General features: G+C 42.0%; 10 protein-coding genes. 5 read left to right on the forward strand and 5 right to left on the reverse strand.

Translation table 11 applies throughout. The annotated features are described in order from the left end of the window. Positions 1–100: 100 nt before the first annotated feature. From ileS to M2135_RS07465, 5 genes are all read right to left on the reverse strand, one after another. Positions 101–3,520, reverse strand: coding sequence for an isoleucine--tRNA ligase (gene ileS, locus M2135_RS07445; RefSeq protein ID WP_280747899.1), 3,420 nt, complete (start codon positions 3,518–3,520; stop codon positions 101–103). 652 nt (positions 3,521–4,172) lie between these two features. Continuing rightward, the gene (locus tag M2135_RS07450) at positions 4,173–5,168 is read right to left on the reverse strand and encodes a ferric reductase-like transmembrane domain-containing protein (protein WP_280747900.1); all 996 of its coding nucleotides are present in this window, start codon (positions 5,166–5,168) and stop codon (positions 4,173–4,175) included. A gap of 76 nt (positions 5,169–5,244) precedes the next feature. Then, a complete protein-coding gene (locus M2135_RS07455) occupies positions 5,245–6,645 on the reverse strand; it encodes a DUF4374 domain-containing protein (RefSeq protein ID WP_280747901.1) in 1,401 nt (466 codons plus the stop codon). Positions 6,646–6,733: 88 nt separating this feature from the next. After that, positions 6,734–9,085, reverse strand: coding sequence for a TonB-dependent receptor (locus tag M2135_RS07460; RefSeq protein WP_280747956.1), 2,352 nt, complete (start codon positions 9,083–9,085; stop codon positions 6,734–6,736). A 470-nt stretch (positions 9,086–9,555) separates the two neighbouring features. Further along, a complete protein-coding gene (locus M2135_RS07465) occupies positions 9,556–11,103 on the reverse strand; it encodes a sulfatase (protein ID WP_280747902.1) in 1,548 nt (515 codons plus the stop codon). Between the two features lie 195 nt (positions 11,104–11,298). Between M2135_RS07465 and hisH the strand changes: the two genes are divergently transcribed. From hisH to M2135_RS07490, 5 genes are read left to right on the forward strand one after another with little or no spacing between them, the layout of a single operon-like run. Continuing rightward, complete coding sequence (gene hisH, locus M2135_RS07470; protein ID WP_280747903.1) at positions 11,299–11,889, forward strand: imidazole glycerol phosphate synthase subunit HisH; 591 nt, start codon at positions 11,299–11,301, stop codon at positions 11,887–11,889. Between the two features lie 11 nt (positions 11,890–11,900). After that, positions 11,901–12,617 carry a 1-(5-phosphoribosyl)-5-[(5-phosphoribosylamino)methylideneamino]imidazole-4-carboxamide isomerase gene (gene hisA / locus M2135_RS07475; protein ID WP_280747904.1) on the forward strand — a complete coding sequence of 239 codons (717 nt, stop codon included), beginning with the start codon at positions 11,901–11,903 and terminating at the stop codon, positions 12,615–12,617. 21 nt (positions 12,618–12,638) lie between these two features. Further along, positions 12,639–13,394 carry an imidazole glycerol phosphate synthase subunit HisF gene (gene hisF / locus M2135_RS07480; RefSeq protein WP_280747905.1) on the forward strand — a complete coding sequence of 252 codons (756 nt, stop codon included), beginning with the start codon at positions 12,639–12,641 and terminating at the stop codon, positions 13,392–13,394. Between the two features lie 10 nt (positions 13,395–13,404). Beyond that, entirely contained in the window at positions 13,405–14,001 is a 597-nt protein-coding gene (gene hisIE, locus M2135_RS07485) for a bifunctional phosphoribosyl-AMP cyclohydrolase/phosphoribosyl-ATP diphosphatase HisIE (RefSeq protein WP_280747906.1), read from the forward strand. Between the two features lie 6 nt (positions 14,002–14,007). Beyond that, positions 14,008–14,682: an ATP-binding cassette domain-containing protein gene (locus tag M2135_RS07490; RefSeq protein ID WP_280747907.1), complete on the forward strand. Its 675-nt coding sequence runs from the start codon at positions 14,008–14,010 to the stop codon at positions 14,680–14,682. Positions 14,683–14,726: the final 44 nt, after the last annotated feature.

Raw genomic sequence — 14,726 nt, forward strand, 5'->3', positions numbered from 1 at the left:
CCAGTCCGGTTTCATACCGAACAACAAATACGATCGTATACTATGCAACAAATATAACGTATTTTTCCAACCAACACTATTTATCATTCAATATTCTTACTCAGACTTTATCTATTCTTATTGACAAAGTAAAATCTTCAAAATCAATATCTGTCGGTTCACTCAGAATATCTACCACTTTGACCGATACCGCCAATACCTGATTCTTGATATAATCGTTATACGCCATAACAGCCTCATCCATTTCAGCAGAAGAAAGCACATGTATCTTTACTTTATCGGTAATTTCCAACCCATTGCTCTTGCGCAGATTCTGTATACGATTAACCAACTCACGGGCTAATCCCTCTTTACGCAGATCTTCGGTGATGGTTATATCCAAAGCGACAGTCAATCGTCCTTCATTGGCCACCAGCCAACCGGGGATATCTTCCGATATAACATCCACATCCGCCAGTTCAATAACAGCCTCCTGCTCTTCGACCTCAAAGCGGAACTGTCCGGTCGATTCAAATGCAATGATATCTTCCTGCGACATCGACTGTATAACCGCAGCCAGCGATTTCATGATTTTACCGTAGCGCGGACCTAGTTTCTTGAAATCAGGCTTGATCTTTTTTACGAGTATACCGGCAGCATTATCGACAAACTTCAGTTCTTTGACATTCACCTCATTCAGGATAAGATCTTTGACTGCTTCTATCGCTTCCTGCTGATGTTCATCTGCGACCGGCACCATAATGGTTTGCAGTGGCTGACGTACCTTTATATTCACCTTCCGGCGTAAGGCCAGCACCATAGACGAAATACTTTGGGCAATTTGCATCCGTTCTTCCAGATCTTTATCAATAAATGCCTCATTAGAAACAGGGAAATCGGTCAGATGGACAGATTCCACCTTTTCACGAGCTGTCACCGCCACTAAATCCAGGAATAACTTATCCGAATAGAATGGTGAGATTGGAGCCATCAACTTAGCCACTGTCTCCAGACAGGTATAAAGCGTCTGATAAGCCGACAATTTATCTTCAGTCATTTCACCTCCCCAGAAACGACGGCGGTTCAAACGAACATACCAGTTACTCAGGTGATCATTGACAAACTCAGAGATTGCCCGTCCGGCACGTGTCGGTTCATAAGCATCCAGATACGCATCCACATCCTTAATCAACGAATTCAGTAAGGATAAAATCCAACGATCGATTTCCGGACGTTTATCATAGTCCACTTCCGGTTCCGAATAATCAAAACCATCGACATTGGCATATAAGGCAAAAAATGAATATGTATTATATAATGTACCGAAGAATTTTCTCCGCACCTCTTCTAATCCGTCGACATCAAATTTGATATTATCCCATGGCGAAGCATTTGTAATCATATACCAACGCAAAGGATCCGACCCATACTGTTCGATCGTTTCAAACGGATCAATACCATTCCCCAGACGTTTAGACATCTTATTTCCATTCTTGTCTAACACCAGTCCGTTGGATATCACTGCTTTAAATGCGACGCTATCAAAAATCATCGTACCGATCGCATGGAGGGTAAAGAACCATCCACGGGTCTGATCCACACCTTCCGCGATAAAATCAGCCGGGTAAACCGCCCGTTTATCTAAAATATCCTTGTTTTCAAACGGATAATGGATTTGTGCATAAGGCATTGCACCCGAATCAAACCAAACGTCAATCAGATCGGTCTCCCGTTTCATCGGTTCCCCTTTGGAAGATACCAACGTAATATCATCCACATAAGGACGATGCAAATCTATTTTGTCATAGTTCTCTTTCGTATAAACGCCTGGTTTAAAATCGGCAAACGGATTACTTTCCATCCGTCCGGCTTTAATCGATTTTTCGATTTCATGATACAACTCCTCAACCGAACCGATGCATTTTTCCTCATCCCCCTCTTCTGTACGCCAGATAGGTAATGGAGTTCCCCAGTAACGGCTACGGCTCAGGTTCCAGTCTTGCAGGTTTTCCAGCCATTTCCCAAAACGTCCGGTTCCGGTACTTTGCGGTTTCCAGTGAATGGTGTTGTTCAATTCGATCATGCGATCACGACAAGCTGTAGTCCGAATAAACCAGCTATCCAACGGATAATATAATACCGGCTTATCAGTACGCCAACAATGTGGATAATTATGCGTATGTTTTTCAATTTTGAACACCCGGTTCTGCACCTTCAGCATGATACAAATACTCACATCCAATGTTTCGTCCTTATCAGTGAGTGCCGGATCATAGGCGTTTTTCACAAAACGTCCGGCAAACGGATCGTAATCCGCCGCATTCATGCGTGTCTGTACAAATTCAGGATCCAGGTCTTCCAGTTGATAATATTTACCAGTCAGATCGACCATCGGACGCATATTCCCCTCCTTATCTTTCAACATCAAAGGAGGTATACCATTTAGTTTACCGACACGGTCATCGTCTGCTCCGAAAGTAGGTGCAATATGCACAATCCCCGTTCCATCTTCCGTCGTTACATAATCTCCGGTGATGACACGGAACGCACCTTCACCCGGATTGACCCACGGTATAAGCTGCTCGTAGTTCATTCCGGCCAGTTCAGATCCTTTCCATTCGCCTACCACTTTGAACGGAATAAGTTTGTCGCCTTCTTTATAATCCGACAATGCCAACTCGGCCGCTTGTTCATTAAAATAAGCCGAAACCAAATCCTTTGCCAAAACAGCTGTCATAGGCACACCCGTATACGGGTTATAGGTCTGTACCGCTACATAGGTAATATTCGAACCGACACAAAGGGCTGTATTCGATGGCAATGTCCACGGTGTAGTCGTCCATGCTAAAAAGAACGCATCACCAAAAGCCGCCATCTCCGGTTTGGGGTTCAGAATATGAAATTGCGCCGTACAAGTGGTATCTTTCACATCCCTGTAACAACCCGGTTGATTCAACTCATGTGTGCTCAGCCCTGTACCGGCTGCCGGCGAATAAGGTTGAATCGTATATCCTTTATATAAATAGTTTTTCTGATTTAACTCTTTCAGTAAATACCATAACGTTTCAATATACCGATTGTCGTAAGTGATATAAGGGTCATCCATATCTACCCAATACCCCATTTTCTGCGTCAGTTCCTCCCATTCACGGGTGTACTTCATCACATCTTTACGACAAGCAGCATTATATTCAGCAACAGAAATCTTCTTGCCGATATCTTCTTTGGTAATACCCAACGCTTTTTCGACACTTAGTTCTACCGGAAGGCCATGGGTATCCCAACCTGCTTTACGGTTCACTTCAAAACCTTTCATCGTTTTGTAGCGGCAGAAAATGTCCTTAATGGCGCGAGCAATCACGTGATGAATTCCGGGCATCCCATTGGCTGAAGGCGGTCCTTCATAAAACACAAATGAGGGATTGCCGGCACGTATTTCAAGACTCTTATGGAAGATGTCACCATCTTGCCATCTTTTCAGCATCTCTTTGTTCACGTCCGAAAGGTCAAACTTCGAATATTCGGCAAATTTCTTATTCATACTTTAGTCAAATTATCTTGCTTTTAAAAAGACTGCAAATTTACTCATATAATTCGACATAGACAAGATAAGACAAGCGTAGTAAAAATCGGAACAGCCAAAATAGAACAGAAGCTATCCGGCACCCGTTTGGAAGAATACTACAACAACTTATCAGAACTAAACTCACACAATCCAAACAAAAAAACCAAAACAACCCATCGTTTATTTTCACCTCTTCGAACACTTTTCTGTTAGAGGTACCTCTAAAATGTTTTAGACGTACCTCTAAATCGATTTACACCTACCTCTAAATTTATTTAGACGTACCTCTAACAAAAAACAGAGGTAGGTGTTTCTAAAAAACAATTCCGATGTTGCAGAAAAACGGACAGAATATTGTTGTTTTTTATATAGGATGGTGTAAAAAACGTTTGCAAATCTCCTGAAAACCAGACAAAAGAAAAGACCATCTCTCGCGAGACAGTCTCTTCTTTTCAACAAATCAAACTAATACTCAAATTATTAACCTATAAACCAATTACAACCTATAAAGTTATTTTTATTCACCTTAGACCGGAGTTCAATCACCGGCCTTCACTTTATGGATATACAATTTCAGTGCCACAAGGGATATTTGCCATTTTGACATTAAATCGAAGACAAAATGACATCATCTTTTTGCCTTTCGTATTCTGAGAAACAGGTATGATCCGTAGATTAAGATCAGCGAAATCATATGGATATATCCTTTGGTCTGACTATTGAGTTTTATATCTGCAAAACCTTTGGTTGGCATACGTCCGTTAGTTGCTGGTTTTACTGCAGAGGTACTTTGTCGGCTGTTCTCTTCCGATTTAGCAGTTTCACCACGCCTTTCATTTGTGACCGGTCTGGCTGTCTCACGCTGTCTGTTTGTTGTTTTCTCCTGTGCAACAGTTGTTTCAATAGCCGGTTTAGGAGTTTGTCCGCCTCGCGGATTCAACATCCCCCCGATCTGTATAGCCATGGCATGGATGAATAAAGTAACATACAGTACATACGACCATTTCTGTAGTTTTTTCCATTTAACGTGACCCATACGTTTGCGAACCGCATCAAATGAAGTCACCCAAAGAGGAATAAACAGAATGAGCATAAAAACACCCAATAAAAAACTAAAACTGCTGAATCCAGCCCCCAGAGTACTGACGACTTTTGTATTTGCCATATACTCTTCATTGTTGGCAAAAAAACGAAATGCGCCGGGCACACTGTTCATCACACGGATCAACGAATGAGCAAAAACGGCGAACCCGGAGATGATAGACATCTCTTTACGTATTGACATCAGCTTTTTTACCGTAGGCCTTCGCACTTCAAGTGCACCGATATACATAATAATGATTAACAACGGATGTCCGAATGCACCCATATGGATATAATCACGGATAATCTCCCCGAGGAATGGTACCCGGACAAATCCGGCAATCTCTATACCGAAAAGTTTGCCGAGCGAAGGTAACGCAACCAATACAAAAGGTATGGCAAAAAGCGTATAATAGAGACCGGAATGTTTTTTTATCGATTTAGCCAACAACACCAATAACAGAGTAAGAACAGCCAGTGAGGTAAGCAACGGTGCACTCTCTCTCAGATAGCCTAATAATTCAATGAGTAGTTTAACCATCAGTTTTCTTGTTTATTCTATAATTGTTTAATTTCACCTAATACCCGGAACAGGAGTTCCCAGGTAAACAAAGAGTTTATTCCTGATAAGTCAGCTTACCGACGCCGGAAATCTGAGTCGTTTCAACTGTAAGTCCCTTGGTTGCTTTAGCTGTCACTGGATCGATACAATAAATTGTCGGTTGCGCATCTTTAATTGTTACAGCGACATAAGCCGTCCCGTCTTCCACATAAGGGGTATTACCAAACCCTGTAGTGATCTCAGCCGAAGGCATACCTTCCACATAGGTCAGTTTTCCGGTTTCTCCTTTGAAAATCGCCAGCTGATTTGCCGTATAACCTGCTTCAGAGAATGGACGGTCATACATCAATAGCAAGAAGTAGTCTTCTGTCAAATGCCAGCTGCGTACAAATGATCTACCATCGCTCTGTTCTTCGATATTACTATAGTAGGATGCATCAAATGCTTCGGTTCCTGCTTTGATACGAACAACACCGGCAGGCAGAGTCGTTCGCTGTACCTCCTCGGTCATCACCTTCGCATAACTGGGTGAAAACACATAAACATCATTATTATCGGCCGCCCAGATCATCTGATAATACTGCGAACGGTTACGTCCACAGGCATAACTGATTTTGTCTGTTTTGATCAGTGTAGGATTTTCAAACTTCTCATTGTCATAGATGGCCACCCAGGCTTCATCCGGATATTGCGTCCATTGCAGTTCTCCTTTCAGGTATGAACTACTATTCGTTCCTCCCGATTCTGTTTTTACCAACTCCGGATATTTGACCCATTTACCTCCCTCGGCAGCTCCACCATACTGGCTCAGCCCCATAGGCACAGGCGCTGAATAGATTTTATTTCCGACTTGCAGGATACCTGCCAGAGTAACATATTCACCATTGCCCAGGTAGTTCTCTACCATAATGGCTTCCGAATCTGTTTTTGTCTCCTGCTCAACATCTAAATAAGAGAACAAGAATCCTTTCGGCAAAAAATCATTTTCATCGGCATACTCTTTGCCCATATCACCGGCTGAAGAGGTGATCAGATAGTTATTATATATACCATAGGAAGTGAATCGTTTAGTTTCGAAAGTCACATCGCGTTCTTCTATTTTTTCCTCTTTCGTCAGGAGATACGAAGAACCGACTCCTGCATTTCCCTGGTTATACACTAAACGATAGAGATATTTATCTTGAAAGTAAACCCAATAGGTTCCACTTTCGGTTGTTAATCCATTGTTTTTAGTAGTGATCGTTCCTTCGTCCAACGTCTCTGCCGTAAGTAAAATACCGTTTTCACCACTTGAGGCGGCAATAACATAGTTTGATACCACCTCTATCGGATCGGGATCCGGGTCGGGATCCGGAGTCGGTGGGATCGGATCATCACTATCATCACCACAAGCAGTAAACAGACTACAAGCCAACATCATAGCTATAAGTCCTCTTGTCAAATAATTCTTTTTCATGTTGTTATTTTTATATTGTTTATGTATTGATATAAAACATCGCTAATTCTTCGAAAGATCCTTAACGTCCTTAAAGACCTTAAAGCCTTTAATCCCCCAAATAGACCCTCAGCTTCCCATAGAAAGCCCGTCCAGCTTTCTGTAAACTGAAATTGTCATACAATTTTTCACCCGTGAAGTTCCGGCATTCAAAAGAGAAATTGTAACGCCCATTCCGTATACCATACGACAAAGTCAGGTTATGCGAGAATTGACTCGGTATAATAAATTTTGTCTCACTTCCCAAGGCCTCCGAATAAAGTGGAAAACTATGCATATACAGATTGTCATATGTGAGGGTTAACACATTACCTTTTTGTCCCAAATCACGCCAGTAGAAAGAGAGATCCGAATTCGCATACCGATAAGGCAGGTTCGGCATACGAGCACCATAAGTCAAACTCTCTTGACTTGTCCCTCCGGCAATTGTTTTTACATTGTCACGCACATTCATCTGTGTATAATTTCCTCCTACACTCACCCAGTTGGCAAAACCGTAGCGGACGGAAACAGTATATCCTTTCGTCTCCACTTTGCCGTGGTTCTCATAAGCCGCTCCTGACTTTCCTCCACTCAGATCGACCAGCTTACGTTGTATGTAGTCTTTCGTATCCCGGTAAACAAGTCCTCCTTCAACATACACACTGTGTTGCCCGAACGTCTCGTTATAGCTTAGGTTGATATTATAATTATCGCTGTTCTCCGGTTTTATCCCTACATCGCCCGATTCAAGATCTTCGTCGCCAAACATCTCCTCATTGGTCGGAAGACGGTAAGCTTTTTCGTAAGAGAGTTTAGTCTGCAGACTTTTCAATATAAAATAAGTGCCGGCTGCACCATATCCCATACTATTGATCGTATGCGAAGTACGTACATACTTATCCTGTGCCGACGAGGTTGCTATAGGCCCGGCAACATACTGGTTGTAGTATTTTCCAAAAGCAGAAAAATTCCAGTATTCCGATGGCATCAGGCGATACGACAGGCCGGTGATATTTTTACGCGTCTCCTTCGGAATCGCATCATTACCCGAATTTTCATTCAACATCGAACGATTTGTACGTTTGAATGAGTTTAATACATGGTTGAGTGTAAATGTATGCGCACTTCCTATGCGATAATGAGCCGTAAAAGTGCCATTCCAGTTATCATTATTTGAACGGGTATGCTGGTAAGACTGTTCTCCCGGCATCCGAAGAAGACGTTTTTCGCCACGCCAGTTATACTCATAAGTCGAAGTATCTACATTATGAGTAATATTTTTATTGTAATTGGCAGTCAGCGTAACATCCAACCCTTGTGTGAAAAGATTTTGTTTGCGATATTCCAACGAAGGCATGAACGAATGCCCTTTGCGGTACTTTCCGCCAAATACGACTTCCTGACGCACACCGGTTTGTATATCCTTATACATATTGGAATAAGTCAATCCGAACATCAGGCGATCGGCCCATTTTTTATCTACAACCCCCACTTTGCCAACAATCGCTTCATTGTGATAATTATCGTGAAAACGTTTCACATGTTCTATCTTCTTCCGGTTGATCGCTCCCGTCTCAAAGTCTTTGACCGGCGTATCCACATAATAATTATTATCCGAATAATTCTGGAAAGTATTGATCTCGTAAGTAAGACCATTGCGGAATGTCTGACCGAAGTTGATATAAGACTTATGGGTATTGAATGACCCATATGAGTAGGAAGCATCCAGAAACCAACGGTTTTTATTTTTCTTGGTTACGATATTGATAACCCCACCGATAGCATCCGTACCAAAACCTACCGGTACGACTCCTTTATAGACTTCAATACGTTCGGCATAGTTGACAGGAATATTATTCAGTCCAAACGAACTGCCAACGCCTTCCTGTGGTACTCCATCGATAAATATCTTGATATGTTTGCCGCTGAATCCGTCCATCATCAGTTGCATATCGGAACCGACACCTCCCGATTCGCGTAGTTTCATTCCTGGCGCCTGTGCCAATGCCTGGCTAAGATTTTGGATAGAGTTCTGCATCGCTTTGGTATCGATGGCTACAGCATTGAATGGTGAACGTTTAATCCGACTTACTCCATTGGAAACGACAACGACCTCATCCAACTCAGTAGTCATCGGAGTTATTGTGATATGCACCCGTGTTCCTTCGCCGGTCGTAAGTTTGACCTGTTTCTCTACCGTTTTATAACCGATAGCCGAGACCACCAGCGTATATTCTCCAACCGGAGCGTGTAAATGGTAAATACCTTCCTGATTGGTACTACTGCCGTAATTCGTATCTTTCAAATATACTGTAGCAAAGTCGACTACTTCTTTTGTCGAAGAGGTTACTTTTCCAGACAATTTTGCTTTCTGCTCCGCATATGCAGGAAAAATAATCAATAAGAACAATAGCGCAATGGCGCTTGCACGAACATCTGTTTTCAATTTGTTATCCTTTTAAAGTGTGAATTGAAACTAACTTTCAAATCTGGTGCAAAGTTCCACAAAATGTTTCGCGTAAATAATCGCTTATTTTAGGTAAATTGAAGGGATGAAATACCCTAAAATGGTTAGATGGTTTTTAAATTTATTCTATAAGAAAAAGTAGAGAATGGGATATAAAAAGTAACTGCATTCTGTTCATTTATTCGCAACACCCAGGTCTGTTTTCTGTTAGAGGTACGTCTAAATGTATTTAGAGGTACGTGTAAATCAGTTTAGAGGTACGTGTAAAACAATTTAGACGTACCTCTAACAGAAAAGTATTCAAACAGAAACAAAAAAAACAATCGGTTATTCTGTTTTTTTTTGACTATTCCACCGTTCCGGCTATTTTGTTTGCCTGTCAAACGTCAACAAACATAAACTAATATCTAATTCACATCTGATTAATAATTCCCCCAATTCCGATGATCGCCATGAGGACGTTCTGTTCGTTTAAGCGGAATACTCATTCCGTCTGTTTCTTCCAACCAGTTATACAGATCATGGTTGAGTTGTTTGATTATTTCCTGATGTTCCTCTGATGCTATCAGATTATTCATCTCATTTGGGTCTTCCTGCAAATCATAAAATTCATTGGTATCCCAGATACCGTGATAACGGATGTATTTATATCTATCGGTTCGTACACCATGCATCGTCGGGGTTTGTGGGAATTCATGCTCCCAATAGTATTCGTAAAAAACACGTTCCCGCCAGTCTGTTTCTTCCTTTTTCAGTAGAGGGACAAAAGAATAACCGACCATTTGTTCGGCTTTTGGTAATCCCAGATAATCCATAATCGTCGGGGCTATATCCACATTCTGAACCATTTTCTCGACAATCTCTCCTCCTTCAAACAGTCCCGGAGCACGAGCCAACATAGGAACTCTAACCGACTCCTCGTAAAACTGACGTTTATCGATCAAACCATGCTCACCCCACGCAAAACCGTTATCTCCCATATAGATTACCAATGTATTTTCATCCAATCCGGCGGCTTGCAGATAATCCAAAACAGATCCAATGCTTTCATCTACCGAACGAAGTGTCTCACAATAGTTTCTCACCTGCACATCCCAGGGTCGACCATGATAGGAGTAATCTACCCCATGCCAGCTTTCCCGTTGATTCTTGACCCAGTCGGGCATCATCTGCTCGCCATAATAATCCTTATAGGCAGCAGCTTTTCCTGTTTTCGGATCGATGGAAGGCAACTCTTTTATCCCATACTTCGGTGTATTGAATGAAGCTGGCACAACTAAATCTTTCTCCTGATAAATGCCTCTGTGACGTTTGGCCGGTGAGAAGTTATCATGTACCCCCTTATGAGAGAGATAAACAAAAAATGGTTGCTCGGATTCTACTTGCTGTTTCATGAAACCAATCGCGTGTTCGGTCAAGAGATCGGTCACATAAGTGCTATCTTTATACTCAACCCATTCCCCGTTTGTATTGATTCGAGGGTTCCAGTATTCACCCTGTCCGCGGAAGCCTTCCCAATGGTGAAATCCCGGTTGCGGATCACCCGAATCGTTTCCCATATGCCATTTACCAAAAAATGCTGTTTGATAGCCGGCCTGTTGGAGGTACTCCGGAAAAAAGGTCAAACCAGCGGGTAACGGTGCTGAATTATCAACAACTTTATGCTCATGTGAATACATCCCTGTCAAAATAGAAGCCCGACTCGGAGAAGAGAGTGAAGTCGTCACAAAAGCATTCCGGATATAAGCACCTTCACGAGCCATGCGGTCCATATGTGGAGTCTCCAACCAGGGGACTGCTCCCGTAAAACCCATATAATCATATCGGTGATCATCCGAAAGAATGAACACAACATTTAATGGCTTTCCATTTTTGCCCAATGGACGATCTATACTTTCAGAGTTATTTCCTGTCGTACAACCGACCAACCCTAATGTAAGTAAAACCGGATGGATGTAGATTGATTTCATACGTTCGTTGTTTATTAATGCATGTAAAGGTAATATGTTTTCGTTTTTATGCAAATGTACTTTTCCTGAAGAAATATAATACAAAAGCAACTTCAGTTTCGACTGATCATATCTTTTCGTTATTACTTCGCTGCGATGTCATGATAAATTGTTACTTTTGCGGTTCAAAACAAAGCTTATCATTAGTACGAGCCGATGGATATTGTCATTATAAAATACAATGCAGGAAATATATACTCTGTGGATTACGCCTTGAAACGGCTGGGAATCGCCCCGGTGATTACCGATGACCAGGAGTTGATCCGAAAGGCTGACAAAGTGATATTTCCCGGAGTAGGCGAAGCTGGTTCGACAATGAGCCATCTAAAGGCGAATGGCCTGGATCAGTTAATCCGTGATTTACATCAACCGGTTTTAGGCATTTGTTTAGGCATGCAGTTGATGTGTAAACATTCGGAAGAGAGTGATGTTCCCTGCCTGGGTATATTTGATGTAGAGGTCAAACGATTCATTCCGCAACGACATGAAGATAAAGTGCCCCACATGGGATGGAATACCCTCACGGATGTACATAGCCGGATGTTTCCAAAGACACTTGAGAACCAATTTGTCTATTTTGTTCATAGCTATTATGTGCCTCTCAATGACTATACAGCTGCAACGACCGACTATATCCACCCTTTCAGTGCTGCTTTGCATAAAGACAACTTTTATGCGACACAGTTTCATCCGGAAAAGAGCGGTTCGGTTGGCGAAGAGATTTTGAAACATTTTATCCAATTATAAACAAGACAACGATGATAGAACTGATTCCGGCCATAGACATTATCGAAGGAAAATGTGTTCGACTCACACAGGGAGACTACTCGACCAAAAAAATCTATAATGAAGATCCTTTGGAGGTAGCCAAAATGTTTGAAGATCATGGTATACGACGTTTACATGTTGTTGATCTGGATGGTGCACGCCAAGGAAGGATTATCAACTACAAAACATTGGAAAAATTAGCCGTTAAAACCGATCTTATTATTGATTTCGGTGGAGGGTTGAAAAACGACGGTGATCTGGAGATTGCCTTTGAAAGTGGTGCACAGATGATTACAGGAGGGAGTATCGCAGTTAAGAATCCTGAAAAATTCATTTCGTGGATCAAACGATACGGCAGTAAAAAGATTATTCTAGGCGCTGATGCCAAAGAGAACAAAATAGCAATCAACGGTTGGGAAGAGACCACCGGTGAGGAACTTATTCCTTTTATAGCAGGCTATCACGAAAAAGGTATTACCAAAGTCATCTGTACAGATATCAGCAAAGACGGTATGCTGCAAGGTCCCGCTGTTGATCTGTATAAAGAGATCAAAGCTGCTGTTCCGGTTTATCTGATCGCCAGTGGCGGGGTCAGCTCGATAGCGGATATCGAACGGTTGGTCGATGCCCATATTCCGGCAGTTATTTTTGGAAAAGCCATTTATGAAGGAAAAATTCAATTAAAAGATTTAATTCGCTTCGTTTGATAACTATAGAACAGAAAAATTATGTTAGCAAAAAGAATTATCCCTTGCCTGGACATTAAAGACGGTACGACTGTTAAAGGTGTTAATTTCGTTAACTTCCGGGATGCCGGTGATCCGGTTGAGTTAGGCGCTCAGTACAGCCGTGCAGGAGCAGATGAATTGGTTTTTCTGGATATTACCGCATCACACGAAGGGCGAAAAACGTTTACTGAATTAGTCAAGAAAGTGGCTGCAAACATCAATATCCCTTTTACAGTAGGAGGTGGTATCAATGAGATGAAAGATGTAGACCGCTTATTAAGTGCCGGAGCAGATAAGGTCTCGATCAACTCTGCTGCACTTCGAAATCCGGATCTCATTGAAGAGATCGCCAAGAATTTCGGGAGTCAGGTATGTGTTGTTGCGATTGATGCCAATTTTGAAAACGACAACTGGGTCTGCTACTTGAACGGTGGTCGTATCCCCACCGAAAAACACCTTTTTCAATGGGCTGCAGAAGCCGAAAGTCGTGGAGCCGGAGAAATCTTATTTACCAGCATGACGCATGACGGGGTCAAAAACGGATATCCGAACGATGCTTTAGCGTCCCTTGCTGAGACATTACATATTCCGATTATCGCTTCGGGTGGAGCAGGAAAAAAAGAACATTTCCGTGATACTTTCATCGAAGGTAAAGCTGATGCTGCACTGGCTGCCAGTGTCTTTCATTTTGGTGAAATCGGTATTAGTGAATTAAAACAGTATCTTCACGAAGAAGGTATAAATGTACGATTATAAACTGACAACAATGAAATTAGACTTTGATAAAATGGGAGGACTGATTCCTGCCATTATCCAGGATAACAATACGAATAAAGTGCTGATGCTGGGATTTATGAACGAAGAAGCGTTCGAACAAACCCGCCAAACCGGGAAAGTCACGTTTTACAGCCGTTCAAAAAATCGACTATGGATGAAAGGCGAAACAAGCGGTAATGTGTTAAAGGTGGTTGATATCACCGCAGATTGCGACAATGACACATTATTAGTCAAAGCGATACCAGCCGGACCTGTTTGTCATACAGGAAACGACACATGCTTTGGTGAAGAGAACGCTGAGGATATCATGTTCCTGAAATATCTGCAGAACTTCATCGAGCGTCGCAGACAGGATATGCCCGAAGGTTCTTATACGACTTCGTTATTCTCAAAAGGAGTAAATCGTATGGCACAGAAAGTAGGTGAAGAAGCTGTAGAAACAGTTATCGAAGCTACAAATGGTACGGAGGAAGGTTTTATTTATGAAGCGTCTGATATGATCTATCACCTGATCGTATTGCTGACCAGCAAAGGAATGCGTATAGAAGACCTGGCACGGGAATTAAAAAAGAGACATAAAGAATAAAAAAATATGGACGAAATTCTGCTTAGACTTGAGGATGTAGAAATTTGCCGCGATGAGAATGTGATCCTGCAAAATGCGTCACTGACTTTACATAATGGCGAATTCGTTTATGTCATTGGTAAAGTTGGTTCCGGCAAAAGTAGTTTGCTAAAATCGCTTTATTGTGAAATCCCCATCAAACAGGGAGAAGCCTGGCTGATGGAATATAACCTTTTAAAAATTAAGCGGAAGGAAATACCCTACCTGCGTCGAAAAGTAGGTATCGTATTCCAGGATTTTCAACTACTGACAGACAGAACCATTATCAAAAACCTGGAATTCGTATTGAAAGCAACCGGCTGGAAAAAGAAAAGTGATATCAACGACCGGATAGAAAATGTGTTGTGCCAAGTCGGTATGCAAAACAAAGGGTATAAAATGCCACACGAATTATCCGGAGGAGAACAACAACGTATCGTTATAGCCCGGGCATTATTAAACGAGCCGAAATTAATCTTGGCAGACGAGCCGACTGGGAATCTGGATCCGGAAACAAGCAGTCAGATCGTTCAGCTTCTACATGATATCTGTCAGAACGGAACAGCGGTAATTATGACAACACATAATTATACCATCGTCCATAATTATCCGGCTCGCATCGTGAAATGCGAGAACGCACATTTGAGTGATATCAAAGAATAGTTTTTTATATAACTTTGCAGTCGATCGTCTATTTTCGATCGATC

Source organism: Parabacteroides sp. PF5-9 (genome assembly GCF_029893105.1).
Taxonomy (GTDB): Bacteria; Bacteroidota; Bacteroidia; order Bacteroidales; family Tannerellaceae; genus JARXWG01.